Raw genomic sequence first — 26,259 nt, 5'->3', positions numbered from 1 at the left:
TCTCGCGTGCAGCAGTAATTCATACGATTGGGTTACTACCACACGCGAGATGCTTCGGCAAGCTCAGCATGACGTTCTGCTTTATACCGTTCAACTCTACTTCGGCGAGCTGTTGGACCAGTTTAATCATGGTCTTCAAACTTGCCCATGGCGCCGCTTTCAAAGTCCGCAATGGCTTGTACCAGTTCGTTGTTCGTGTTCATCACGAAGGGGCCATAAGTGGCCAGAGGTTCTTCGATGGGCTCGCCGGCGAGTACCAGCACGATGCTGTCTTCCTGGCACGTGATGCTCGTAGCCGAAGAATCCCAGCCCAATACCACGAGCTGCTTGGTGGTCGCAGGGCGGTCGCCGTTGATGAGCACATCGCCCTTCACGATGTAGAGTCCCACGTTGTAGTCGGCGGGGAGGTTGAGGGTTAGTTCGCCGCCTTTGGCCAGGTGCACGTCCAGCATGGTCATGGGCGAAAAGGTGGTGGCCGGGCCACGCACGCCTTCGTAGGTGCCCGCAATCACGCGGATGGTGCCTTTGCCATCGGGCGTGGGCAGGGTTTTGATGGCCGCGGACGGAATGTCCTGGTAGTTGGGCGGCGCCATCTTGTCCTTTTTGGGCATGTTCACCCACAGCTGCACCACTTCCAGGGTGCCGCCCTGGCGGGTGAACTCCTTCTCATACAGCTCCTCGTGCATGAGGCCGGCGCCGGCGGTCATCCATTGCACGTCGCCGGGGCCGATGTTGCCCTTGTGGCCGGCCGTGTCGCGGTGCGCGAGCACGCCTTGGTACATGATGGTCACGGTTTCGAAGCCGCGGTGGGGGTGGGGCGGCGAGCCCAGGGGCTTGTCGCTCGGAGCCACCGTCATGGGGCCGATGTGGTCGATGAGCAGGAAGGGGCTGAGCTGCCGGATGCGCGGCCCGGGCATGGGGCTGGTCACCTGGAAGCCGTCGCCCACGGCTTTTTTGTTGCCGTCAATCACCTGAAAGATTCTACGGTAAGTAGTCGCCAGAGTAGTGTCCATAAATCAAAGGGAAGAAAGTGGGGCTGGCCTGCCAATGGCGGCCGCATGATAAAAGCGTTGGAGCTTAAAATAGTTATCCGTTTTGCCCGAAATGTGCCGCCCCTAGCCAAGGCTAGGTAGTCAACCTATCACAATCGGTTCCGGTAGTTTGGGTCTAAAACGCATTATCAATCAAAGCGTTGCATGGCAGGGCAAGACTTCTATATTTGCGCAAAGCCGCGATAGGCGATAAGCTGGCCACTAGTTGCCGGTTGCCTTTCGCGGGTGTTGAAATTCGCTTCCATTTCCTAAAATTCCCCCATGCTTAATCTTCTAAAAACGAAAGCGACTGCGCCGGTTCTGTTGGCTTCATTGGCTCTGCTAGGCGCTTGCCAGAGCAACACCACCAAGCAGGAAACCGCCACGACCACCGACGCTTCGGCTTCTGCTGACACCGCCAAGGCGAAGAAGCCGCTGTCGCAGCCGCTGGTGCGCGACATCTACACCGCCGACCCCTCGGCGCACGTGTTTGGAGGCAAGATTTACATCTACCCCTCGCACGACATCGAAGCCGGCATTCCGGAGAACGACAAAGGCGACCATTTCGCCATGCGCGACTACCACATCCTGTCCATGGACAGCATCAACGGCAAGGTCACCGACCACGGCGTGGGGCTCGATATCAAGGACATTCCCTGGGCCGGCCGGCAGCTGTGGGCCCCGGATGCGGCCTTTAAAAACGGCACCTACTACCTCTACTTCCCTGTGAAGGACAAGCAGGATGTGTTCCGCATCGGCGTGGCCACCAGCAAATCGCCCAGCGGCCCGTTCAAGGCTGAGCCCGCGCCCATCCCCGGCAGCTTCAGCATCGACCCCGCCGTGTTTACCGACACCGACGGCAAGGCCTACATGTACTTCGGTGGCCTCTGGGGCGGGCAGCTCCAGCGCTGGCAGGGTGGGAAATACAACCCCAACGCCCCCGAAAAAGAACCCAACGGCAACCAGCCCGCTCTCAACGCCCGCGTAGCCAAACTAAGCGCCGATATGAAGCGTTTCGACGGCCCCGTGCAGGAAGTCAAAATCCTGGACGAGAACGGCAAGCCCCTGCTGGCCAGTGACAGCAGCCGCCGGTTCTTCGAAGGCGGCTGGATGCATAAATACAAGGGCAAGTACTACCTCTCCTACTCCACCGGCGACACGCACCTGCTGGTGTATGCCACCGGCGACTCGCCCACGGGCCCGTTCACGTACCAGGGCGTCATCATGAAACCGGTGCAGGGCTGGACCACGCACCACTCCATCATCCCCATCAAAGACAAGTGGTACATCTTCTACCACGACACCCAACTCTCCGGCAAAACCTGGCTGCGTAACATCAAAGTCACGGAACTGAAGCGCCGGGCCGACGGCAGCATCGAAACCATCACGCCGTGAACTAAACTATAAGCTGACTGAGGAAAAAAGGACGTCATGCTGAGCTTATCGAAGCATCTCGCGGGTGGTAGTAACTCAACCGATTGGATTACTGCTCTGGGCGAGATGCTTCGACAAGCTCAGCATGCCGTTTTGTGGTTTAACGCCCTGTACATTACTGCCCGAAACTTTCCGGGCCCACGGATGCTTTAGGCATTCGTACTTTTGCAGTTGCATGCGGCCCCGCCGCCCCCTTAACTCTTACATAAAATGGCAGTTTATCCCGAATACATGGTGGCGCCCATCCGGCAAGACCTTACCGAAGTTGGTTTCGAGCAGTTGATGACCCCCGAAGAAGTGGATTCCGCACTGGCTTCGAACGAAGGCACCGTGCTGGTAGCCGTAAACTCGGTGTGCGGCTGCGCCGCCGCTAAGGCCCGTCCGGCTCTGAAAATGGCCCTGGCCAGCGCCGACAAAAAGCCCGGCAAACTCGTGACCGTATTTGCCGGCATGGAAACCGAAGCCGTGGCCAAGATGCGCGAGCACCTGCTGCCGTATCCTCCCTCGTCTCCCTGCATCGCCCTGTTCAAAGACGGCGAGCTGGTGCACATGATTGAGCGCTACCACATCGAAGGTTCCGACGCCATGCGCATCGTAAACAACCTGCAAGGTGCTTTCGAAGAGTATTGCTAAGCCCGACTTTTCGCAACAAAAAAGCCGCTCCTGATTCAGGAGCGGCTTTTTTGTTGCGAAAAGTCGTGGGCTAGTTGGCCACTTCGCTGATGAACTTGATGCGTACCAGCCGCAGCTCTTCTTCGGTGAAATCGTCGCCCATTTCCTTCATTGCAGCGGCAATGTTGTCGGTGCTGGCCGTCATGAAGTAGTCGTAGATTTCTTCCTGGCGGTCCTCCTCCACCATCTCGTTGAGGTAGTAGTCGAGGTTGAGCCGGGTGCCGGAGTAGCAGATGTGCTCAATTTCCTCCATCAGCTCGCCCATGCCGATGCCCTTGGACGAGGCAATATCTTCCAGCATCATCTTCTTGTCGATTTGCTGGATGATGTAGATTTTGATTTTCGAGCGGTTCACCGCCGACTTCACCACCACGTCCTCGGCGGTTTCGATGTCGTTGTCTTCCACGTACTTCTTGATGGCCGCCACAAACGGCGCCCCAAACTTCTGGGCCTTGCCCTGGCCCACGCCCGACACGTGCGTGAGGTCGTGCAGCGTGGTGGGGTAGGTGGTGGCCATTTCCTTCAGGCTCGGGTCTTGGAAGAGCACGTAGGGCGGCAGGTTTTTCTGCTTGGCTACCTGCTTGCGCAGCTCCTTGAGCTGAACAAACAATGCTTCGTCGTGCCCAGCGGCCTGCTGTACCTCTTCTTTCTCTTCGTCGGCCTTCTGCTCAGCGTCGAAGTTGTGGTCAATGGTGAGCGTGATGGAGAAGGGATTTTCGATGAAGTTCATCCCCTTTTCGGTGATGCGCACTAGGCCAATGCTGTCGATGTCCTTCTCCAGGAAGCCGTTGAGCAGGCACTGGCGCAGCACCGAGTGCCAGAACTGCGCGTCGCCCAGCTCCTTGCCCTGGCCGTACACCGGCAGGGCGTTGTGGGCGTAGCTCTCGATGTGCGGGTTGCTCAAACCCAGCAGCACCTGGCCGATGTGCGTGAGGTTGAAGCGGGCTTCAGTTTGCACCACGGCGCGCAGGGCCAGGCCCACAGCCGCTTCGCCCTCAAAACGCTCCTTGGGGTGCTTGCAGTTGTCGCAGAAGCCGCAATCTTTCTCGAGTACCTCGCCGAAGTAGTGCAGCAGCTGCCGCCGCCGGCACACCGACGACTCGGCGTAGTTGGTCATTTCGGCCAGCAGCTGGTGGGCGTTGTCGCGCTCGGTTACGGGCTTGTCTTTGCTGAATTTCTCCAGCTTCAGAATGTCATCGTAACTGTAGAACATCAGGCAGTTGCCTTCCAGGCCGTCGCGGCCGCCGCGGCCGGTTTCCTGGTAGTAGCCCTCGATGCTCTTGGGCGCATCGTAGTGCACCACAAAGCGCACGTCGGGCTTGTCGATGCCCATGCCGAAGGCAATGGTGGCCACAATGACGTCGCACTCCTCGTTGAGGAAAGCGTCCTGGTTATCAATACGAACCTGCTGGTCGAGACCGGCGTGGTAGGGACGGGCGCGCACGTCGTTTACGCGCAGCAACTCGGCAATTTCCTCCACCTTCTTGCGGCTCAGGCAGTAAATGATGCCGGCCTTGCCTTTGTGCTGCTTCACGTACTGAATCAGCTGCTTCTTGGTGTTGTGCTTGGCCCGCACCTCGTAGTAGAGGTTGGTACGGTTGAAGCTGGTTTTGAACACCGAAGCGTCGTCCATCTGCAGGTTCTTCTGGATGTCCAGCTGCACTTTGGGCGTGGCCGTGGCCGTGAGGGCAATGATGGGCACGTTGCCGCCCAGGTTATCAATAATACCGCGAATCTTGCGGTACTCGGGCCTGAAGTCGTGGCCCCACTCCGAAATGCAGTGGGCCTCGTCGATGGCCACGAAGCTGATGGTCGACTTGAGCAGGAACTCGATGGTGTCGTCCTTGGTAAGACTTTCCGGGGCTACATACAGCAGGCGGACGTCGCCGTTCATGACGTCCTTCTTCACCCGGTTCATCTCCGTCTTGGTCAGCGTCGAATTGTACACCTGGGCATTGACCCCGAAGGCGGCCAATTGGTCGACCTGATTTTTCATCAGGGCGATGAGCGGCGAGATGACGATGGCCGTGCCCGGCACCACCAGGGCCGGCAACTGGTAGCACAGGCTCTTGCCGGCGCCGGTGGGCATAATCACAAACGTGTTGTGGCCCGCTAAAACGTTTTGAATAACAGCCTCCTGCGTGCCCCGAAACTGGCCATAGCCAAATACTTCTTTAAGTGTATGTTTCAAATCGGCAATTTGCGCCGGGGATTCTTGGAGGGCAACTGATGACATAGGACGGGAACTCTGGTGGAAGGCGTGTAGAAGCGCGGTTCTTAACGAAGATAAGCACGAGGCTAGTTTTTAAACGTGAAAAATGGTGTTTTTCGTGAATTGTGGAAAACAAATTCATAACACGTAACTGTCGCCATCTTGTTCGGTGGAAAGCAAATGCCAGATGAACAGCTTGTTCTAGCTTCCGGCCAGAGAATAGGCTTTTTTGAGGTACTTCGGGCCCCAATCGTATATTCTTTTGTTTGCCAAGCTGCTCCACCGACTGCGGCACCGGCTTAGCTTCTTTTGTCGAATTTTGCAGCGTCATTCCCTGCTTCGCCATGTCCGCTTCCCAACCCGCTAACCTCACCGCTATTGGCGCTGCCCCCCTCACCGCCGACGTGCTGGCCATTGCCCGCCAGGTTCTTCACGATGAGGCCGCGGCCCTCCACGACGTAGCCGCGGCACTATCGGCCACGCCTGATTTTGTGAACTGCGTGCAGGCCATCCTGCAGCTCAAGGGCCGCGTGGTGGTCACCGGCATTGGCAAAAGCGCCCACATTGCCGGCAAAATCGTGGCCACGCTCAACAGCACTGGCACGCCCGCCCTGTTCATGCACGCCGCCGATGCCATCCACGGCGACCTGGGCATGATTCAGCCCGAAGACTTTGTGGTAGCCATCAGTAAAAGCGGCGACACGCCCGAAATCAAGGTGCTGGTGCCGCTGCTGCGCCGCAAGGGCGTGCCCCTGGCCGCCCTGGTGAGCAACGCCGACTCTTACCTGGGCCAGCAGGCCAATTTCATCTTGCACGCCCCGGTGCTAAAGGAAGCCTGCCCCAACAACCTGGCCCCCACCACCAGCACCACCGCCGCCCTAGCCCTAGGCGATGCCCTGGCCGTGTGTTTGCTAGAAAGCCGCCAGTTCACCGCCGCCGACTTTGCGCGCCTGCACCCCGGCGGCACGCTCGGCAAGCGCCTCTACCTGAAAGTGGGCGACTTGAGCCGCCAAAACCAGCGCCCCCAGGTAGTCGACGACGCTCCCCTGAAGGAAGTACTCCTGGAAATTTCCGGCAAGCGCCTCGGCGCCACCGCCGTGCTCACTGCCGCCGGCCAACTCGCTGGCATCATCACCGACGGCGACTTGCGCCGCATGCTCGGCAGCTTCTCCGACTTGGAAAGCCTGAAAGCCCGCGACATTCTCACTCCCAGCCCGGCCACGATAGACGTCGATGATTTTGCGGCCGAAGCCCTGGCCCGCATGCAGCAGCGCAACATCACGCAGCTGGTTGTGACGGAAGAGGGGCAGTTTGCCGGCTTTATTCACCTGCACGATTTGCTGCGCGAAGGGCTGGTGTAACGCGCGCTGCAGCAGGTTCCTGCTCTGGGCGGATTTGAGCTGAAGCTTGCGCTCTGGCTTGAGGATTTCGCTACCGCTTACCTTTGTCGTAATGAATTCTACTTACCTCGTTGTGATGGCCGGCGGCATTGGTAGCCGATTCTGGCCGTTTAGCCGCACCAATCACCCCAAGCAATTCCATGATGTGCTGGGGGTTGGGCGGTCCATGCTCCAGCTTACCGTTGACCGCTTTGCCGGCATTTGTCCACCCGAAAACGTGTTCGTCGTGACCAACCGCGACTACACGCAACTGGTACAAGAGCACCTGCCGGCGTTACCTGCCGACCAGATTCTGGGCGAGCCCATTGGCCGCAACACGGCTCCGTGCATTGCCTACGCTAGCTACCGCATTGCCCAACGCGACCCTAAGGCCACTATCATCGTTACGCCCGCCGACCATGCCGTGCTGCGCGAAGACGAGTTCCGCCGGCTGATGAGCCTAGCTGTGGCGGCGGCCCGCGCCAATGATGTGCTCATCACTCTTGGGATTCAGCCCTCACGGCCGGACACGGGCTACGGCTACATCCAGTACATGGACGAGCAGTCGTTGCCCGGCGGCTTGCTCCACAAGGTGAAGACTTTTACCGAGAAGCCAAATCTTGAGTTGGCTCGCATGTTTGTAGAAAGCGGTGACTTTCTGTGGAACTCCGGCCTTTTTGTTTGGCGTGCCGACATTATCATTGCGGCTTTTCATCAGTACTTGAACGACATTGCCGAAGTATTTGAAGAAGGTGCCGACAAATTGGGCACGCCTCAGGAAGAAGCATTTATCAGCGAAGCCTATTCGCGCTGCCGCAACATCAGCATCGACTATGGGGTGATGGAAAAGGCTGATAACGTCTATGTCCTGCCGGCTGACTTTGGCTGGAGCGACGTCGGGACTTGGGACTCATTGCACCGCATTGGCCAGCACGACGAGAACGGTAACATGGTGAACGGCAACGTAATACTTTACGATACCACCGGCTGTGTTATCAAGACGCCTTCCGAGCGCTTGGTTGTAGTGCAAGGCTTAGAAGATTACATCGTGGCCGAGTACGACAACGTGCTGCTCATTTGCAAGCGTAGCGAAGAGCAACGCGTGAAAGAGTTTGTAGCCGACGTAAAAGCCAAAAAGGGCGCCGGTTACAACTAGCAGCCTGTCATTGCGAGGCCGCAGGCCGTGGCAATCCCCGTCCTGTTCTCAGCGACCAACCCATTAATATGAAAAGCCCCGGCTCAACAATGAGTCGGGGCTTTTTGCAAAATCGCTTAATCAAAAGGAACTGGCTTATCACATATCAGAGCTGGTCGCTGAGACTAGGACAGATTGCCACGGCCTGCCTCCTCGCAATGACAAGCGGGCCAGTACAGTTATGCTGCGTTCACGCGCTGACGTGCCACCTCAAACAGCATGATGCCAGCGGCTACGCTCACGTTCAGCGACTGGATTTGGCCGGCCATGGGCACTTTAAGCTTTACATCGGCCAGGCGCAGCAGCTCTGGCGAGATGCCGTCTTCTTCTGAGCCCATGAGCACGGCTACGGGGCCAGTAAAATCTACCTCGGCGCTGCCTACGGCTTCGTCGGCTTTCTCGGTACAGGCCACCACCGTTACGCCCGATTGCTGCAGAAACTTGATGGTTTCCTGTAGGTTGTTTTCGCGGCAGACGGGCAGGATATTCAGTGCGCCGGCGGACGTTTTCAGGGCGTCACCGTTGATTTGAGCCGCGCCACGGCCGGGTACTACAATGGCCTGCACGCCCAGGCACTCGGCCGTGCGAGCGATGGCGCCGAAGTTGCGCACGTCGGTGATGCGGTCGAGCAATAGCAGGAAAGGGACTTTGCCTTCCTCAAATAAGCCGGAGACAATGCTGTCGAGCGGGGCATAGTCAATCGGCGACACGAAGGCGACTGCGCCCTGGTGGTTCTTGCGGGTGAGGCCGTCGAGCTTTTCGCTGGGAACCAGCTGCACCGGGATACCGGCAGCCCGGGCAGCGGCCGAGATATCGGCTACGAGGCTGTTTTTGGTGCCGCGCAGCAGGAAGATTTTCTCCAGGGTACGGCCGGCGCTCAGTGCCTCCAGAATGGGGCGCAGGCCAAACAGCATGTCGATACTGCGGTCGGCGGCGGGGCGGTTTTCGTAGCGTGGACGGTCATTCGAGCCTTCGCCGTTGCGCTCGCGGAAGGGCGGGCGAGATTCGCCGCGGTCGGAGCGGCCGGTGCGGTCGCCGGCGGCTTCGTCGCGGTTGTCGCTGCCCCCACGGCCGCGGGGGCGGGCGGGGCGGTCGTCAAACTCGCTGCCGCCGCGGTCGGGGCGGAACTGCTTGGGGGTGACGGGCCGGTTGGCACCATCGTAGAAGCGGCGGCCGGCTACCGGTCGGTTGGGACGTTCGGGCCGGTCAGGGCGGTCGGTGGGGTTCTCCATTTTTCAACGGCGGCATACCAGAGCAATTCGTACTCGGGCCGGCGCACCAATTCGTAGTAATCAGGTGCAAAGGTACTAGGCCGGGGGCGGAAGGTGTAGCTTATGGGTCCGCCACCCAGGCTGCCCTCGGGATAAAACCACCGTTCCTCGCCATTGAACAGGCGCCGCACACTGGGTGGCGGCCCCAGCACGATGTAGAGCAAACCCCGGTCGGTGAGCCAGCCGGCCTTGTGGGCGGCGAAAAGGTGGTTGGCAGCCGTTACGCGGCCGTAATAGCGCCGTATCAGGTCTTTGCCCAGCGTTTGGTTACCCTGGGCAATGTCCAGCCAGAACTTGTCCACGGCGCGTTTGGGGTCTGGTGCCTCGGTGAGACGCTTGCGTTCCAAACTGGTAGTCAAGTAACGCAGCGGCTCAATTAGCTCGGCGGCAGTGGTGAGCGCGGGGTAGTTGTTGGCGGCCACCATTACGGCCAGCGTGCGGCCGGGCGCGCTGCCTGCTGCCCCCACGTGCAGGGCGTAGAGGCCTGGCGTCGCAAAGTGCAACAGCTCGCCGGGCCGGGCTTCGGCGGAGTCGAGTACGGGCAGCACGCGCGGGCCGGCAGGCAGCGCGGCGGGGTTGGTCATGGGCGGCAGGGCGGCTACTGGCATCACCTCGTAGCGTTTCCAGCGCACGGGCTGGTACAGGCCGTAGCTATCCACGCCAAAGGCTTCGCCGGCTCGCACGTAGCGGCGTAGCAGGGGCAGCCCAACCGAATCGGTGAGTACAAATGGGCGCGCAAGTTGGGCTTCGCTTAGGCGCAGCCAGGCAGTGGTGCTAGGGTCCTGGTAGTCGTCTTTGGTATCAACGGGCGTAGTGCGCAGCTCCACTATTGCCCCAGTGGGCACGCGAGCTGTGAGTACACAGAAAGTAAGCCGGGTGCCCTCGGCCGTGAGCCGGGGGTGCTGCTGGCGGCGAGGGATGCTGTCTTGCCACAGCGGCTGCCGGGCTTCGTAGCTGGGCCACACGGCCAGGCGCAACGGATGCCCCGGGCCCAGACGGGTGGGTGCGGGCAAGCGCAGGTAGAAGCGCAGGCTGTCGCCTTCCCGGCGGGTGTCCACGTCGAGGTGCGGGCCGTCGCGGTAGAGGCCAGCGTAATCGGGACGCTGGGCCAGGGGGGCGAAGGCGCAGTGTAGCGGTAACAGCCAGGCTAGGCAGAGCCAATAGCGCGAGTGAGCAAGCATAATGAGGACTACGGATACGGAAATACAAAGTCCTTTTTATGGAGCCGGAATGTAGGTAAAAATGCAGATGTCCTCACTAACGACACATTTCCTAAGCTGGCTGTAGTCAAAGCGAAGCGGCGACTACGTGCCTCAGGTAACAGCGAGTTTGCAACTCGCCCATAAGTAGCCATTCAGAACAAAGTCATACATGGCCTGCTCCAGTTCGCACGGCGAGTTGCAAACTCGCTGTTACCTGAGGCACGTAGTCGCCGCTTCGCTTAGACTACGGCCAGCTTGCGTCATCAAACATCTCCAGCTAATTAGCTGCTGCCACTATGAATTATCAATATGCGAAAAGGCCGGCCCGCGTAGTGCGGGCCGGCCTTTTAGGTGCATTAGGTATGCCGAACTAGCGCGGGTAGTACTGGTTCATCAGCCCAACGGCCTTTTCGCTGCGGGCTTTGTCGCCGCTGAGCTCGGCGGCACGGTACACGCTTTGCAGGCTGAGCAGGTAGCCGCGCTGGTCATCCTCGAAGAGGCTGGCGTCGGGCTTGGTGGCGTAATAGGCCAGCATTTGCTCCGAGCGGCGCGTCATGGTGTCGAGCAACTCGTCGGCTTTCTTTTTCTCGCCGCCGGCAATTAGCGCCGGCACCAGTTGCGGCGAGTAGTAGTCGTAGGGGATGGCGTTATCGGGCATCAGCTCCAGGCACTTGTCGGCCACTTCCTTGGCTTTGGCCACGTTGCCATCGGAGAGATAAGCCGTCGACAGGCGCGCGAACTTGTCGCGGTAGTTGGCCGGGAAGCGCAGGTTGTTCTCGTCGTAGAAAATGTGCGGGTTCTGCAGGCCGCGGTACTGGAAGTCCTTCAGCAGGTGCTGGTAGGTGATGTCCTTTTCTACGAAACCCTCTTCGCCGCTGCGGGGGTCATACTTGGGGTCCTTCAGCGGGAGCAGGCGGTAGGCCATGCCTTCGAGCTGGAAGTAGGGCTGTAGGTTCATGTAGTCGCTCGGGGCCACGGTGCTGCTGAAGTAGATGGGGCGCTGCCAGTTGTTGGTGGCAATCATGTCGAGAATCACCAGGTTTTTCTTCTCGATGGCGCGCTTGCCCATGCTCCATTCCATGCGGCTCACGAGCTGTTTCTCCCGGTCTTTAGGGATGATGCCGAGCTTCTTGACGGCCGCCGTATCCACGGGCAGGTAGAAGTTGGGCGTCGGGAACGACATCATGCCCGGGCCGCCCTCCTGGTACTGCACCTGCAGCAGCGGGTTGTTGTCGGATACAAGCTGGATGAACTCCTTCAGGTTGACGCTCTGCACGGCGGGGTTCGCGGCGTAGGGCAGCATGTCGTTGGTGCCCTGCGCGTAGGTCTGCGGGCCCATGCTGATGGGGAACGGCGCCGATTTGTAGGAGCGGCGCTTCATCTGGGCAATGTACCAGTCGGTGTTCAGGTAGCTGAGCACGGCCACGCGCACGTCGGTGCGCACGCCTTCCACCTCCTGGGCGTACCAGAGCGGGAAGGTGTCGTTGTCGCCGTTGGTGAACAGGATGGCGTTCGGAGCGCAGCTATTGAGCAGGTTCTTGGCCGAGTCTACCGAGTTGTAGCGGCCGGACCGGTCGTGGTCGTCCCAGCCCTGGGCGGCCATGATGCCGGGCACTAGCAGGCCCACCACCAGGGCCAGGCCGGCGCGCAAGCCGTCGGCCTTCACCACTTTGCCAAACAGGTCGGCCAGCCCCAGCACGCCCAGCCCAATCCAGATGGCAAACGCAAACGTGGCGCCGGTGAAGGTATAGTCGCGTTCGCGCGGCTCGCGCGGCGGCTGGTTGAGGTAGAACACAATGGCCAGGCCGGTCATTAGGAACAGCAGGCCCGTTACCCAGGCATCTTTGCTGTTGCGGCGGCTCTGGAAAAACAGCCCAATCAGCCCCAAAATGAGGGGTAGGGCCAGGAAGTTGTTGTGGGCCGGGCTCTCGCCTATGCGCTGCGGCAGGCTTTTGGCGCTGGGGCTAAAAGGCGTAACCACGCCGGCCTGCTGCACGTCGGACTCGCGCCCCACGTAGTTCCACATGAAATAGCGCCAGAACATGTGGCCCATCTGGTAGCGGAACAGGAAGGCCAGGTTCTGGCCCATGGTGGGCTTCACGCCGTCCTGAATGTCCACCCACTTCTTGTAGTTGGCAATCTGGTCGGGCTCGTAGCTGTAGAGGCGCGGCAGCAGCATCTTGTCCTCGTCGCGATAGCCGGGCTCCTGCTGGCGGGGCAGGATTTCCTTGTAGGTGCTGGTTTTGGGGTCGCGGGCGTAGCGTGGGGCGCCTTCCTCGTAGTGGTCGGGCTGGGCAAATAGGTGCGGGCCGTAGAGCAGAGGCCGCGAGCCGTACTGCTCGCGCTTGAGGTAGCTCACGAAGGAGAGCACGTCCTCGGGGTCGTTTTCGTTGATGGTGGGCTTAAACGAGCTGCGAATCGGCACGATGAGGTAGCTCGAGTAGCCAATCAGGATAAACACGAAGCACAGCATGGCCGTGTTCAGCAGCTGGCTGCGGCGCTGAAACGACAGCCGGAAGCCGAAGTAAATCAGCCCCGCGAAGACCAGCAGGAAAATAAACAGGCCGGAGTTGAACGGCAGGCCGACGGTGTTGACAAAGAAAACCTCGAAGTTGCCGGCCAGGGTGGGCAGACCGGGGATGATGCCCACCAGAATGGAGCCCACGATAATCATGCTGACCACCATCACGATAATGCCGCCCTTCACGGTCGGGTTCTGGGTGCGGCGGTAGTAGTAGATGAAGCCCAGGGCAGGAAGCGTGAGCAGGTTGAGCAAGTGAACACCAATGCTCAGGCCGATAACGTAGGCAATGAGAATGAGCCACTTGTCCGAATCGGGCTCGTCGGCGTGGGCTTCCCACTTCAGCATTATCCAGACCACGGCCGCCGTGCACAGCGCCGACATGGCGTACACCTCGCCCTCTACGGCATTAAACCAGAAGGAATCGGAGAAGGTGAAGGCCAGGGCGCCCACTACGCCCGCGCTCAGAATGAGAAAGGTCTGGTAGCGCGAAGGCTCGATGGCCTCGGCCGCCAGGGCGCTGTTGGTCACGGCCTCGCGCAGCACCAGCTTGCGGGCCATGCGGGTGATTATCCAAAACAGAAACAGGACCGTGAAGGCACTGCTCAAGCCCGACAAGGCATTGATGAGCACTGCCACCTTGGTCACGTCTCCAAACGAGAACAGCGACATCAGGCGGCCCAGCAGCAGGAACGTAGGCGCCCCGGGGGGGTGGGGCACCAGCAGCTTGTAGGAGCAGGCAATGAACTCGCCGCAGTCCCAAAACGAAGCGGTGGGCTCCAGGGTGAGCAGGTACGTGGCGGCAGCAATGGCAAAGACGAGCCAGCCGACAAGGTTATTCAGGCTTTTGAAGGAACGCATAGAATCGTATAGAGCGCAGGCCCCAGTGGCCAACGCAGCAGGCGAGGGTCGGGAAACGAAAGTTAGGAAAGCAGTTAAAGGTCAAAAGTAGGCATTGCAACGTTGCAGTTGCATAAAGCTTCGGGCACTTGTTTGCCGGCAAATCCATGCCTGGCCCGGGCGTGCGGCGGGCGGCCCCGGAAGGGGGCGAAACGCAGCCTTGTGGCCTACAAACACGAAAAGCAGCCAGAGGCTGCTTTTCGGTAGTTCAATCAAAAGGATTTTAGCTCAATTCTGCAAGACGAGTCGCTTGGTGGTCACCACTTTGCCGTCTACCAGCAGGCTGTACAAATACATGCCGGCGTGCAGGTCGCTCAGGTCGAGGGGCAGGCCGGCGGCGGTTAGCTCCGGCTTGAGGGCGATGGTTCGGATTTCCTGGCCGATGATGTTGCTCAGGCGCAGCTTGTAGTCGGCGCCGGGCTTCTGGTTGAGCTGCACGGTTATCTGGCCGTGGGTGGGGTTCGGGTACACGTTGACGGTAATGCCCGCTGCGTGCGCATTGAGCGTGGCCGTGGGCGCGGCCACCACCGTGAGGACGCCGAACATGCCCACCCGCGGCGCACCATGCACTTCGCAGTGGTAGGCGTATTCGCCGGCCGTGGTGAACGTCATGGAGTGCGTGGTGTTGGCGGAGTTCATCGGAAACGTGGGCCAGGCGCCATTATCCGAAGCGGTGGGGTGGCTGAGCTGGCCCACGTAGTTCCACGTCACCACATCGCCCACGTTGATGGTGCGGATGTCACTGGAGCCGGTCGTATTACCCGGTCCGCGGTAAAAGTTGTCGCCCACTTGAATGGTGATGTTCGCTGCCAGCGACGGTGTGAGCGTCAGGGCCATGAGGGCCAGCACCGCTACCGAACGAGTAAAGAGTTTCATGGCAATAGCAGAAAAAGTGTTGGCTGATAGAGTGCGTTTAATTGAGCTGATAAAGACAAGCACCGTGCCGGGTTGAGCCCGCTTCCGGCCCCACCCGAAATGCGGCGGCGCATTTCAAATAGAGAGAGTGCCCGAAGCAGCCCAACGTTGCTTGCCCGCTTCAAAAACCACTCGGCTTCCACCCGCTGCAGGTTGCCCGAAGGCCTAAATTTTATTTAATAAGTCTAATATACGAAGCAAGCGGCAACTTATTTCAAAGAAAATTGAGCCACTGCTAAATTCGAAAACTGGTTATAGGTGCCTGATTTCCTGCAAGCTGAAGCGTCGCAGCTCATTGCCAATGGCCAGGGCCAGCCGGCCATCCTCCTCCACTCCGACAATTTGGCCGCTCACCCGTTTTCCCTCTACCTCGAACGGGTGCGCCTCTTGGTAGCGGTACAAGGCCTGCAGGTACGCCTGCCGCAGCTTGCCCACCTGCCCGGCGCGCAGCTGCAGGTAGCGCCGCTCCAGGCACTCGAGCAGGTGCGCCGCCAGGGCCTCACGGTCGTAGGCGCGGCCCGTGAGCTGGCCGATGGACGTGGCCGTGGATACCGCAAAACGTTGTTGGTTCACATTCAGCCCAATACCGATGATGCTGTGTTGAATCTTTGTGCCGCTCAGGCTGTTTTCAATCAGAACGCCACCAAATTTCTGGTCACCATAGTACAGGTCGTTGGGCCATTTCAGCTTCAGTTTCGGGTCGGGGCCCAGTAGCGACGCGGCCCAGTCGTGCACGCCCAGTGCCACGGCCTGGCTCAACTGGAATTGCTGGTCGGCGGCCAGAAACATGGGCTGCCAGACCACCGAGAGCATTAGGTTTTCGGCGGGGGCGGCCTCCCATTGGTTGCCGCGCTGGCCCCGGCCAGCGGTCTGAAAGTCCGTAATTATGGTGCAGCCGTCGCTGGCCCGGTTTTGGACAATCAAGGCCTGGGCCTCCGAATTGGTGGAGGTACAAGTCGGCAACCATATCAATTGCTGGCCCGTGAACAAGGTTTGAGGGGTGAGAACCACGGCCTTCTTTCGCGTTTCGTTAACTTCGTAGACTTTTGGCTGCAAAGCTCAAACCTAACAACACAATATGAAAAGCACGTTGGTCCGGCAGGACTCAGACACATTGGCAGATTTGGTTATCCGCGGCATGCAAGACAAGAAAGCGTCCGACATCGTGGTGCTGAATCTGAAAGAGCTCAAAAACGCCGTGGCGGATTATTTCATCATCTGCTCGGCCAATTCGGACACGCAGCTGGATGCCGTAGCCCGTTCGGTAGAAGAAGAAATCGAAAAAGTAACCGGCGAAAGCCCCTGGCAGACCGAGGGCCGCACCAACCGCGAGTGGGTACTGCTCGACTACGTGGACGTGGTGGTGCACGTTTTTCTGCGCGACCGGCGCAAGTTCTACGCCCTCGAGGAGCTGTGGGGCGACGCCAACATCAGCTACATCGAAGCCGAAGAAGCTTAAGCTTGGTAAAATAAATACGTAGGTAGCACGTCTTATCCGTACCGAACATTTGTTTTCGGCGCGGTGTTGCTCCCGTAGTTATACTTGATTTAACTAGCTATTTTCATGTCGGATAAAAATCCCAATAACAATAAAAAGAAAAAGCCCCTGATGCCGGCCCCCAATCCGCGGCCGGGCGTGCAGCTGTGGGTGTTGGCCGGCTTGCTGGTTTTCTTGTTCGGGGTAATGTGGGTCAATAACCTGAACTCGCCCGCCAAAATCAACCAGCAGCGCTTCGAGCAGATGCTGGCGGCCGGCGACGTGCGAGAAATCACCATCATCAACGAAAAGTTGGTGGAGGTGAGCCTCAAGCCCGAAGCCATGGCCAAGCCGGAGTACCGGCAGGAGCTGACGCGGCGCACCCCCTTCGGTACTACTGGGGCCGGGGCGCAGTTCTACTTCCCCGTTGTCGACGCCAAGCTTTTTCAGGAGGACCTGGACCGCATCCAGAAAACTCTGCCGGAAGCCCAGCGCCTGCCACTTAACATCGATTCCCGGCAAAGTCCGGGCGACTACGTGGGCACTTACGGCTTCATCATCCTGATGATTGTCGGCTTCTGGTTCCTGATGCGCCGCATGGGCAGCGCCGCGGGCCCCGGCGGGCAGATTTTCAGCATTGGCAAGAGCCGCGCGGCCTTGTTTGAGGGCGGCGATAAGGTGAAAATCACCTTTAAAGACGTTGCCGGCCTCGAAGAAGCCAAGGAGGAAGTACAGGAGATTGTGGAGTTCCTCAAGAACCCCAGCAAGTTCACCGTTCTCGGCGGTAAGATTCCGAAAGGTGCTTTGCTGGTGGGCCCTCCCGGTACGGGCAAGACCCTGCTGGCCAAAGCTGTAGCTGGTGAAGCCGATGTGCCGTTCTTCTCGCTTTCGGGCTCCGACTTCGTCGAGATGTTCGTTGGCGTGGGTGCGGCCCGTGTACGTGACCTTTTCAAGCAAGCTAAGGCCAAGGCGCCTTGCATCATCTTTATAGATGAGATTGACGCCGTGGGCCGCAGCCGCTCGCGGGGCTCCGTGCCCGGTGGCAACGATGAGCGTGAAAACACCCTGAACTCGCTGCTTGTGGAGATGGACGGCTTCGGTACTGATTCCGGCGTCATCATCCTCGCCGCTACTAACCGGCCCGATACCCTGGACTCGGCCCTGTTGCGTCCCGGCCGTTTCGACCGGCAAATCAGCATCGACAAGCCGGACATCAATGGCCGCACCGAAATTTTCCAGGTGCACCTCAAGCCACTGACCCTGGGCCCCGACGTAGACGCCCGCCGTCTGTCGGCCCAGACGCCCGGCTTTGCCGGCGCCGAGATTGCCAACGTCTGCAACGAAGCGGCCCTGATTGCCGCCCGCCGCGACAAGAAAATGGTGACTGACCAGGACTTTACCGACGCTATTGACCGCGTGATTGGTGGCCTGGAGAAGAAAAACAAAATCATTTCGCCCGGCGAAAAGCGCATTGTGGCTTACCATGAAGCCGGCCACGCCATTGCCGGCTGGTTCCTGGAGCACGTCGACCCCTTGGTGAAAGTGAGCATTGTGCCTCGTGGCGTAGCAGCCCTGGGCTACGCGCAGTACTTGCCCAAAGAGCAGTTTCTGTACAACACCGAGCAGCTAACCGACGAAATGTGCATGGCCCTGGGTGGCCGCGCCGCCGAAGAGCTGGTGTTCGGCAAAATCTCCACCGGCGCCTTGAGCGACCTGGAGCGCATCACCAAGATGGCCTACTCCATCGTGACGATGTATGGCATGAACGCCAAGCTCGGCAACGTGTCGTTCTACGACTCGAAGGGGCAGAACGAATACGGCTTCTCAAAGCCCTACTCGGAAGCCACGTCGCAAATGATTGACGAAGAAGTTCGTACCATCATCGAAAACGCCTACACCCGCACCAAGGAGCTGCTCACCGAGCGGCGCCATGAGCTGGAGGTAGTAGCCAAGGAGCTGCTGGAGAAAGAAGTGCTGCAGCAGGAAGACCTGACCCGCCTCGTGGGCAAGCGCCCCTTCGACAGCCAGACCAACTACCAGGCCCACATGGCCGGTACCGACCGCAGCGAAACCGAGAGCGAAGTGAAAGGCGAACAAGCCGCGGCCGGCAAACTCGGCAACGACCTGCCCGACCTGCACCTGCCCGGCATGGACGACGACCGCACCTCGCGCCCCGGCTCGGATGTGGAAGCCGGCAGCGCCGCAACTCCCGCATAATTCCGGTAATCATCCGAATGCAAAAGCCAGCCCGAGAGGGCTGGCTTTTTTTGTAAAACTGTACAGGTACTTTTGCTGCATGTCCGAATCTTCCCGCGACGTTGTGCTGGCCCGCATCCGCCAGGGACTGGCGCAGCCCGCTCCGCTGCCGCCCCGGCCCGACTTTGCCTCCCCCGTGCACCCGCCGCTGAGCAACAGCGACGCGGTAGTAGCTTTTGCTGAAAGCTTTCAGCGCGTGGGCGGGGAGTTCTACTACTGCGAGTCGCTGGCGCATCTGGCCGTGCAAATTGCCGGTTTCCAGCAGCGGCAGCAGGTGGGCGCGCCCTACGTATGGGAGCCCCACATACAGGCCTTGCTGCGGGCCGCGGGCGTGGCGTTCAAAGCCGACGAAGCCGATTTTATTGAGCACGCTGATTTGGGGCTGACCTCGTGCGAGGCCCTGGTGGCGCGCACGGGCAGCGTGCTGGTCTCGGCGGCCACGGCCAGCGGGCGCCGGCTCAGCATCTACCCCGACCAGCACCTGGTACTGGCCCGGCCCAGCCAGGTAGTGGCCGAAATAGGGGAGGCCCTGCGCGTGGTGCAGGCAAAGTTTGGCGCGCAGATGCCTTCCATGGTATCGCTCACCACCGGCCCCAGCCGCACCGCCGATATTGAAAAAACCTTAGTGCTCGGTGCCCACGGCCCGCGCCGCCTAGCGCTCTTTCTCCTGGAAGATGACGCTGCACTTACTTAATATGAGGGGCGGTCATGCAGAGCGCAGCGAAGCATCTTTACCGCTTCGTTGAGTTGATTGAATTACTCTCGTGGTAGAGATGCTTCGCTGCGCTCTGCATGACGTTCCTTTTGCTTATTAACCTATATGAAGCCACCCCGCATGCTACCCGACCTGGCGCTGCCGCCCGGCCGCCGGGTGTACTTCGCCTCCGACTTTCACCTGGGTGCCCCCAATGCTGCCGCCTCGCTTGAACGGGAGCGCCGCATTGTGCGCTGGCTTGATGAGGCCGCTAAGGATGCCGCGGCCATCTACCTGCTGGGCGACATTTTCGACTTCTGGTTTGAGTACAAGCACGCCATTCCGCGCGGCTTCATTCGCCTGCAGGGCAAGCTGGCCGAGCTGACGGATGCGGGCTTGCCCGTGACCATCTTCACCGGCAACCACGACATGTGGATGTTTGGCTACTTCACTCAGGAAATGGGCATTCCGGTGCTGCGCCAGGAAGTGTCGCAGCGTATCGGCAATCAGCTGTTTCACATCGGTCACGGCGACGGGCTTGGGCCCAAAGACTACAGCTATAAAGCGCTAAAGCAAGTATTTACGTCATCTATGGCGCAATGGCTCTTTGCGCGCCTGCACCCCAACTTTGGCATCGGCATGGCCAACAAGTGGAGCCGCCACAGCCGCCTGCAAAACGGCGAAGCCGATGCCAAATACTTCGGCGAAGAAGAGTGGCTGCTGCAATACTGCCGGGAAGTAGAAACTCTCACACACCACGACTACTACGTGTTCGGCCACCGGCACCTGCCCCTCGACATAGCCGTGGCCCCCGGCAGCCGCTACGTGAACCTAGGCGAGTGGGTCAATTATTGCTCCTACGGCGTGTACGATGGCAACGAACTGGCCCTGCGGCATTTTGAGAAGTAAATGAGCAGCAAAAAGAACGTCATGCTGAGCTTGCCGAAGCATCTCGCCCGTGTAAGTAAATTGATAACTTGCGCGGTAGAGATGCTTCGCTACGCTCTGCGTGACGTTCTTTCGGTCAAGTGTTTAGCTAAATTTCTTACCCTGCTTGTACTGAGCACAACCGCGGCCCGCGCTCAGGTCACGGTGCCATCCGCGGGTTCGGTAGCGCCGCCTTCTAAGGTGATAGTAGCCCCGGTGCAGGCCCCAGCCGCCCTGCCGGCCGATGCGACGCCGCTGCCCGCCGCTACGCCCTGGAAGTTCGTGCGCCTCATCAAGCTGCCCAACCCTGGGGCTGCCTCGCTGGACCGGCGCGGCGCGCTCTACGTGGCCGATGCCGACAACAACCTGCGCCAATACGGTCCGGAAGGACTGCCCCTGAACACCTACGCCCCTACGCAGCCCGGCCACGTGGCGCAGGTTGAAGCCTGGAACGTAACCAGTACGCTCGTATTCAACGACGACCGGCAGCAGCTGGTATTGCTGGACCGGTTCCTGACGCCCATCACAGAAGTGCGGCTGGCCGACGTGCTCGATGGTACCGTGCGCGCCGCCACCCTGGCCCCCGACAACCGCATCTGGCTGCTCGACGAGAGCAACCTCGTGCTGCGCGAACTCGACCCCAACTCCCAGCGCCTCGTGCAGAACACGCCACTGGATTTGCTCATTGGCCGCTCCCGGCCCGATTTCCGCTTCCTGCGCCAGTACCAGAACAACACCTACCTGGTAGACCGCAACACCGGCATTTACGTGTTCGATAACCTGGGCACTTACAAGAAGAAAATCCCCTTCGTTGGGCTGAGTATGGTGGGTTTTCGGGGCGACGAGCTGTACTATTTCGACGCGGGGGCGGTGCACTTCTTTCACCTCTACAACCTGACCGAGCGCCGTGTGGCCCTACCGGCCGGCGTAGAGCCGGGCGGAGTGCGGCAGGTACTGGTGGGAGAGTCCTATGCCTATATTTTCACGGCCCTGGGAGTAGCAGTGTATCAGTGGAAATAGCCGCGGCTACGGCCGAGGTTAATTCGTGGGTAAAGCCAGTCTAAGTAACCTCTGGAAAAGGGGAGCGTTAGGCAAAGGAGTTCTTCCTCCTCATTTCTTACCCCAATTCCATGAAAGCACTCCGAATTCACGGCGCGAAAGATGTCCGCGTGGACACTGTAGACGACCCCGAAATCCTGGACGCCCGCGACGCTATTATCCGCGTCACCAGCACGGCCATTTGCGGGTCCGACCTGCACATCTACAACGGCAGCATCCCGCAGCCGCGGCCCATGACCCTGGGCCATGAATTCATGGGCATAGTAGAGGAAGTGGGCAAGGGCGTGGGCAACCTCAAGCGCGGCGACCGCGTGGTGGTGCCCTTCCCCATTGCCTGCGGGCATTGCCTGTTTTGCAACCACGACCTGCCGGGCCACTGCGAAAACTCCAACCCCGAGCATTACGGCCCCGAAGGCGGCCTGATGACCGAAAAAGGCGGCGCGCTGTTTGGCTACACCGATTTGTACGGCGGCTACGACGGCGGCCAGGCCGAGTACGTGCGCGTGCCCTACGCCGATTTCGGCCCCCGAAAAGTTCCGGATAACCTCACCGATGAGCAGGTGCTTTTCCTCACCGATATCTTTCCCACCGGCTACACCGGCATCGATTGGGCCGGGGTGAAAGGCGGCGAGGTAATTGCCATTTTCGGCGCTGGCCCCGTGGGCATGATGGCGGCCAAATCGGCCTGGCTGCGCGGCGCGAGCCGAGTCATCATCATCGACACCCAGCAGTACCGCCTCGACAAAGCCCGGCAGACCTCCAACGCCGAAACTATACTCTGGGAAAGCCACCAGCAGGTGGTGGACGAAATCCGCAGCATGAGCCGCGGCTACGGGGCCGACGTGTGCGTGGAAGCCGTGGGCTTCGAGCCCGACCGCAGCCTGGGCGACCGCGCCAAAGCCGTTATCAACCTGGAAAAGGGTTCCGATAAAGTGCTGCTGGCCTGCATGAGTGCCGTGCGCCGGGGCGGCTTTGTGTCGGTGCTGGGCGTGTACTCCTCGCCGTTCGACAACTTCCCCATCCACCAGTTCTTCGACAAAGGCATCACGCTGAAAGGTGGCCAAGCCCCCGCTCACAAGCACATCGACCGCCTGCTGAAGCACGTAGCCAACGGCGACGTGCGCCTCGACGACATCATCTCGCACCGCCTCCCGTTGAGCCAGGCCGCCCACGGTTACGATATCTTCCGCAACAAGAAGGACAACTGCACCAAGGTGGTGCTCAAGCCCGGCGCGTAAACGCATCGCTGTTGAGAAATTCCCAAGAACCCGCCGCGTGCGGGTTCTTTTTTTATATTGATGTATGGCGGTAAACTAGAATTAGCAGACGGTTCTGGTTATCTTTGGCAACGGGCGAATTGAGCTGCTTTCTCTACCCGAATTGAGCTGAATTTTTGTACCAAACGACTTGCAATACATGGGGTTAACTCGACTCGGCCACACGGGGCTTGCCCGGCCGTGGAAGCGGCTGGTGCGCAGTTGGCAGTGCACGGCGCTTTTGCTTCTGCCCGCGGTTTCACTACTGGCCCAAACTCTAGCGCCCCCGGCTGGCCCCCAGGCAAAGCTGGCGCCCGGGCTGCAGGCTGCCGGGGCCCAGCGGGCTGCCCGGGCCGTGCGGGTGAGCGTGGCCGACCGAGCTGCTTTTCAGCAATGGGTGCAGCAGCATTTGCCCGCGGTTCGGGTGTCGCAGCCCAGCGCTTCGGCCCGCACGTTGGCCGTGTCGGGGCTGAGCACTGCGACGCTGGCCCAGCTGGCCGCCTGTCCCTTCGTACAATTTGTGGACGTGCCCGACCGCCAGGCGCACGAGGAGCGCCAGCTCAATAATTCGGACTTATCGGTTAATGCCATTGCGGCGGTGCAGGCGCGTTTTCCGCAGCTGGCCGGCCAGGGCATCGCGGTGTCGGTAAAAGAGCAGCCGTTTGACCCGAACGACATCGATTTAAAAGGCCGGGTGATAAGCGCGGGCACGTTTCCCGGGCCGCCATCCAGCCATGCCACCGCCATGGCCACCCTCATCGGTGGCGCCGGCAATTCGCACCCGCTGGGCCGGGGAGTGGCCCGCCAGGTCGGGCTGGCTACCTCCGATTTTGCCCGCCTGCTGCCCGACGACGGCACGCAGCTAACCCAAGCGGGGATATCGGTGCAAAACCACTCCTACGGCGTGGCCATTGAAAACTACTATGGGGTAGAAGCCCAGGAGTACGACCGCCAGGTGCGGCAGTTTCCCACGCTGCTGCACGTGTTTTCGTCGGGCAACGTGGGCACCCTGGCCAGCCCAACCGGCCCGTATACTGGCATTGCCGCCGTGGCCAACGTCACGGGCCAGTTCAAAATGTCGAAAAACACCCTGACCGTGGGCGCCACCGACCCCTCGGGCCAGGTGGCGGCACTCAGCTCGCGCGGGCCGGCCTACGACGGCCGCATCAAGCCCGAGCTGGTGGCGTACGGCGAAGGCGGCTCTTCCGAGTCGGCGGCGCTGGTGTCGGGCATAGGGGTGCTGTTGCAGCAAACCTACCGCAACCAGCACAGCGGCACGCTCCCGCCCGCCGCTCTCGTCAAAGCCGTGCTGCTGAACAGCGCCGACGACCTGGGCCGGCCCGAAGTGGACTTTGTGAGCGGCTTCGGGCAGGCCGATGCGCTGGGTGCTTTGGCTATGATGCGCGCCAACCAGTTTTTCAATGGGACCGTTGCGCAGGGCGCCGAGCAGGTGTTTACCCTCACCGTGCCCGCCGGCCAGCAGCTGAAAGCTACCCTCGTGTGGGCCGACCCTGATGCAGCCGCCAACGCTGCGCGCGCCCTCGTCAACGACCTGGACCTGGAATTGGTGGCACCGGCCACCGGCCAGCGCTGGCAGCCCTGGGTGCTCAGCACCTATGCCCACGCCGACTCGCTGGCGCGCCCCGCCCGCCGCGGCGCCGACCACCTGAATAATGCCGAGCAAATTACCCTGACCGTGCCCGCGGCCGGCACCTACGAGCTGCACGTGCGCGGCTACGCCGTGCCGCAAGGGCCCCAGTCGTTCAGCCTGGCCTACGAGGTGAATCCGGTTGGGCTGGAATGGATAAGCCCGCAAAGCGCTGGCAACGTGCGGCCGGGCACTGCCAGCACGTTGCGCTGGCACTGGAGCGGCCCCGCCACCACCGCCCGCCTCGAGTACCGGCCGGTGGGCCAGGCCCTGTGGCGCGTGGCCAGCCCAACCGTGGCTTTGGCCGACAACCACTGGGCCTGGACTGCGCCCGATACCGTGGCCTTGGCCCAACTGCGCTTAGTGGCCGGCAGCCAGGCGTATGCTTCCGACACTTTTGCTATCGTGCGGGCGCCCACGCTGCAAGTAGGCTTTACTTGCCCTGAAGAAACCTTGCTGCAATGGGCGTGGGTGCCCGGCGTGGCAAAGTACCAGGTGTACCAGCTTGGGGCTACCGCACTGGTGCCCTTAGCGCTTACGACCGACACGGCTCTGGTGCTCGACCGGGCCCAGATGGCGGCCACCCGCTACTACACCGTGGCGCCCATTTTGCAGGGCAAGCTGGCCGAGCCCGGCGGCACCATCGACTATGTGACCCAAGGCACGGCGTGCTACTTTCGGTCGTTTCTGCCGCGCCAGCTAGTCGACAACACCATCCTGTTCAATGTTGAGCTGGGCAGCGTGTATCGCCTGCGGTCGGCCACGTTGGAGCGTCTGGGGGCCGCAGGCTACGAAGCCGTGCAAACCCTCGCGCCGCTTACGAAGACCAAATTTGCTTTCACCGACTTGCCGCCGTCCGCCGGCGGCTACCACTACCGCGTGCGGCTGGAGAATCTGGCCGGGCAACAGTTTTACAGCCAGGTCGAACAGGCGTATTACCTCCAGACTGGGGCGGCGCAAGCCTTTCCTAACCCCGTGTTGGCGGGCGAAACCCTGCGGCTGATTGCCGGTACGAGCAGCCCGGTGAGCATTCGCCTCTACGACATGCTGGGCCGGTTCCAACGTGAAACCACTGTCGACGGCGTTATCAACCAGCTTAATACCAACGGCCTGAAGCCGGGACTGTATTTGCTCCGAGTGAAGCTGGAAAGCCAAGCCGAACAAACCATTCGGGTGGTCATTCAATAGCACCGGCTGCTAATCGCCAAGTCCCCGCTACAAGCTCCGGGTTGCAAGGCACAACAAAAAGCCCCGGCTCAACTGAGCCGGGGCTTTTTGTTGTCGTACTACCTTATAGTATACGAGCAGCCGAAGCTACTAGTAGATGTAATTCAGGGCCGTGAGGTCGTTGGCGGTGAAAGGGCGGTTAACGCCGTTACCTACGCAAGCCAGCATCCAGGAATTAGGCTCAGCCAGCGACGGCGTGCCGGGAATCAGGATGGCTCCTACGTTGCTGGCACCTTCGTTGGAAGCGCTGCCACCGCAGCTGTATGCCCGGTTGTAGTAGTCGGTGTGGCGCATGCCGATGCAATGCCCCATTTCGTGGGCCATGATGGTGGCAATGAAATTGGTGTTCGTGCTGTTAATCACGTTGGGAACCAGCGTGAAACCGGGCGCGGGGTTGCCGCCCGAGGGGAAGCCGCCCGACTGGCCCAGCACGCCCGGGCCTAGGTCGGCCGAATACTTTACGGGCAGGTCAGCGGTGCCCGTGGTAATGCGGGTGAAGTGCAGTTGCAAGTTGGCGTTGTTGTAGCGGAGAATGGCTTCATCAATGGCCGCCGAGTAAGCTGCGGGAAACTGGGTCGATAGGCTCACGGTCAGCGTGCGCGGCAGGCGGGTCACCAGTTTGGTGGTGCGGTACTGCTCTTCGTCGCCTACGCGTAGCGTGCTGTAGCTGGCTTCAGTGGCCAGCATCTCCTTGGTCAGCAGCATATCGCCTTCGACCACGTAGCCGCCTGCCACCGGGCGAACGCCTTGCGTGCTAAAGCCCAGGGCTTTGATTTGAATTAAAGCCTCTTGTGAAACGGCCGAAGGAGCAGCAGCGGCCACCTCCTTTTTGCTGCACGAGGAAAGCGCCAGTACCGAAGCGGCACAGAAAGCGGTGGCGGACAGTAAGTTTTTGATTTTCATACAATCAGGATGAAATGTGGAGTGGAAATGATGGGAAGAACTAACAATTACTGTATTCCTAGGAAGAAATCCAAGCCTTA

General features: G+C 60.3%; 19 protein-coding genes. 11 read left to right on the top strand and 8 right to left on the bottom strand.

Going from position 1 to position 26,259, the window contains the following annotated elements; genetic code table 11:
- Positions 1-122: 122 nt before the first annotated feature.
- Entirely contained in the window at positions 123-1,013 is an 891-nt protein-coding gene (locus LJ738_RS09535; protein WP_227786099.1) for a pirin family protein, read from the bottom strand.
- 300 nt (positions 1,014-1,313) lie between these two features.
- Between LJ738_RS09535 and LJ738_RS09530 the strand changes: the two genes are divergently transcribed.
- Both LJ738_RS09530 and LJ738_RS09525 read left to right on the top strand, forming a co-directional pair.
- Positions 1,314-2,426 (top strand): glycoside hydrolase family 43 protein, encoded by a 1,113-nt coding sequence (locus LJ738_RS09530; protein WP_227786098.1) that lies wholly within the window; start codon positions 1,314-1,316, stop codon positions 2,424-2,426.
- Between the two features lie 249 nt (positions 2,427-2,675).
- Positions 2,676-3,098: a BrxA/BrxB family bacilliredoxin gene (locus tag LJ738_RS09525; RefSeq protein WP_068189753.1), complete on the top strand. Its 423-nt coding sequence runs from the start codon at positions 2,676-2,678 to the stop codon at positions 3,096-3,098.
- Positions 3,099-3,168: 70 nt separating this feature from the next.
- Here the strand turns inward: LJ738_RS09525 and recQ are convergent, their stop codons facing one another.
- Entirely contained in the window at positions 3,169-5,373 is a 2,205-nt protein-coding gene (recQ, locus tag LJ738_RS09520) for a DNA helicase RecQ (protein WP_227786097.1), read from the bottom strand.
- Positions 5,374-5,693: 320 nt separating this feature from the next.
- Between recQ and LJ738_RS09515 the strand changes: the two genes are divergently transcribed.
- Positions 5,694-6,710: a KpsF/GutQ family sugar-phosphate isomerase gene (locus LJ738_RS09515; RefSeq protein WP_227786096.1), complete on the top strand. Its 1,017-nt coding sequence runs from the start codon at positions 5,694-5,696 to the stop codon at positions 6,708-6,710.
- A 91-nt stretch (positions 6,711-6,801) separates the two neighbouring features.
- Positions 6,802-7,884, top strand: a complete 1,083-nt coding sequence (locus tag LJ738_RS09510) for a mannose-1-phosphate guanylyltransferase (protein WP_227786095.1) — start codon at positions 6,802-6,804, stop codon at positions 7,882-7,884.
- A 218-nt stretch (positions 7,885-8,102) separates the two neighbouring features.
- Here the strand turns inward: LJ738_RS09510 and rlmB are convergent, their stop codons facing one another.
- The 5 genes from rlmB to LJ738_RS09485 all read right to left on the bottom strand — a co-directional run bounded on the left by rlmB (position 8,103) and on the right by LJ738_RS09485 (position 15,743).
- Complete coding sequence (gene rlmB / locus LJ738_RS09505; protein WP_227786094.1) at positions 8,103-9,155, bottom strand: 23S rRNA (guanosine(2251)-2'-O)-methyltransferase RlmB; 1,053 nt, start codon at positions 9,153-9,155, stop codon at positions 8,103-8,105.
- Positions 9,101-10,375, bottom strand: a complete 1,275-nt coding sequence (locus LJ738_RS09500; RefSeq protein WP_227786093.1) for a GWxTD domain-containing protein — start codon at positions 10,373-10,375, stop codon at positions 9,101-9,103. Before LJ738_RS09500 ends, rlmB begins: the two co-directional genes overlap by 55 nt.
- Before the next feature lie 391 nt (positions 10,376-10,766).
- On the bottom strand, positions 10,767-13,778 hold the full coding sequence (locus tag LJ738_RS09495) for a glycosyltransferase family 117 protein (protein ID WP_227786092.1): 3,012 nt from the start codon (positions 13,776-13,778) through the stop codon (positions 10,767-10,769).
- Positions 13,779-14,045: 267 nt separating this feature from the next.
- The gene (locus tag LJ738_RS09490; RefSeq protein ID WP_227786091.1) at positions 14,046-14,693 is read right to left on the bottom strand and encodes a T9SS type A sorting domain-containing protein; all 648 of its coding nucleotides are present in this window, start codon (positions 14,691-14,693) and stop codon (positions 14,046-14,048) included.
- Positions 14,694-14,984: 291 nt separating this feature from the next.
- Complete coding sequence (locus tag LJ738_RS09485; protein ID WP_227786090.1) at positions 14,985-15,743, bottom strand: biotin--[acetyl-CoA-carboxylase] ligase; 759 nt, start codon at positions 15,741-15,743, stop codon at positions 14,985-14,987.
- A gap of 67 nt (positions 15,744-15,810) precedes the next feature.
- On the opposite strand from LJ738_RS09485, the gene rsfS reads away from it, so the two are divergent.
- From rsfS to LJ738_RS09450, 7 genes are all read left to right on the top strand, one after another.
- Positions 15,811-16,191 carry a ribosome silencing factor gene (gene rsfS / locus LJ738_RS09480; RefSeq protein WP_068189721.1) on the top strand — a complete coding sequence of 127 codons (381 nt, stop codon included), beginning with the start codon at positions 15,811-15,813 and terminating at the stop codon, positions 16,189-16,191.
- A gap of 105 nt (positions 16,192-16,296) precedes the next feature.
- Positions 16,297-18,426 carry an ATP-dependent zinc metalloprotease FtsH gene (ftsH, locus tag LJ738_RS09475; RefSeq protein WP_227786089.1) on the top strand — a complete coding sequence of 710 codons (2,130 nt, stop codon included), beginning with the start codon at positions 16,297-16,299 and terminating at the stop codon, positions 18,424-18,426.
- A 79-nt stretch (positions 18,427-18,505) separates the two neighbouring features.
- Positions 18,506-19,159, top strand: a complete 654-nt coding sequence (locus tag LJ738_RS09470; RefSeq protein WP_227786088.1) for a LutC/YkgG family protein — start codon at positions 18,506-18,508, stop codon at positions 19,157-19,159.
- A 126-nt stretch (positions 19,160-19,285) separates the two neighbouring features.
- The gene (locus LJ738_RS09465) at positions 19,286-20,068 is read left to right on the top strand and encodes a UDP-2,3-diacylglucosamine diphosphatase (RefSeq protein ID WP_227786087.1); all 783 of its coding nucleotides are present in this window, start codon (positions 19,286-19,288) and stop codon (positions 20,066-20,068) included.
- A 219-nt stretch (positions 20,069-20,287) separates the two neighbouring features.
- Positions 20,288-21,106, top strand: coding sequence for a hypothetical protein (locus tag LJ738_RS09460; protein WP_227786086.1), 819 nt, complete (start codon positions 20,288-20,290; stop codon positions 21,104-21,106).
- A 110-nt stretch (positions 21,107-21,216) separates the two neighbouring features.
- Positions 21,217-22,383 (top strand): zinc-dependent alcohol dehydrogenase, encoded by a 1,167-nt coding sequence (locus tag LJ738_RS09455; protein ID WP_227786085.1) that lies wholly within the window; start codon positions 21,217-21,219, stop codon positions 22,381-22,383.
- A 178-nt stretch (positions 22,384-22,561) separates the two neighbouring features.
- Positions 22,562-25,237, top strand: a complete 2,676-nt coding sequence (locus LJ738_RS09450) for a S8 family serine peptidase (protein ID WP_227786084.1) — start codon at positions 22,562-22,564, stop codon at positions 25,235-25,237.
- A 129-nt stretch (positions 25,238-25,366) separates the two neighbouring features.
- Here the strand turns inward: LJ738_RS09450 and LJ738_RS09445 are convergent, their stop codons facing one another.
- A complete protein-coding gene (locus LJ738_RS09445) occupies positions 25,367-26,179 on the bottom strand; it encodes a M57 family metalloprotease (protein ID WP_227786083.1) in 813 nt (270 codons plus the stop codon).
- Between the last annotated feature and the right edge of the window lie 80 nt (positions 26,180-26,259).

Origin of the sequence: Hymenobacter plasmatis (assembly GCF_020711255.1) — a bacterium.
GTDB lineage: Bacteria > Bacteroidota > Bacteroidia > Cytophagales > Hymenobacteraceae > Hymenobacter.
Note: the sequence above shows the minus strand (reverse complement) of the source record. Positions and strands in the feature narration are given on the sequence as shown.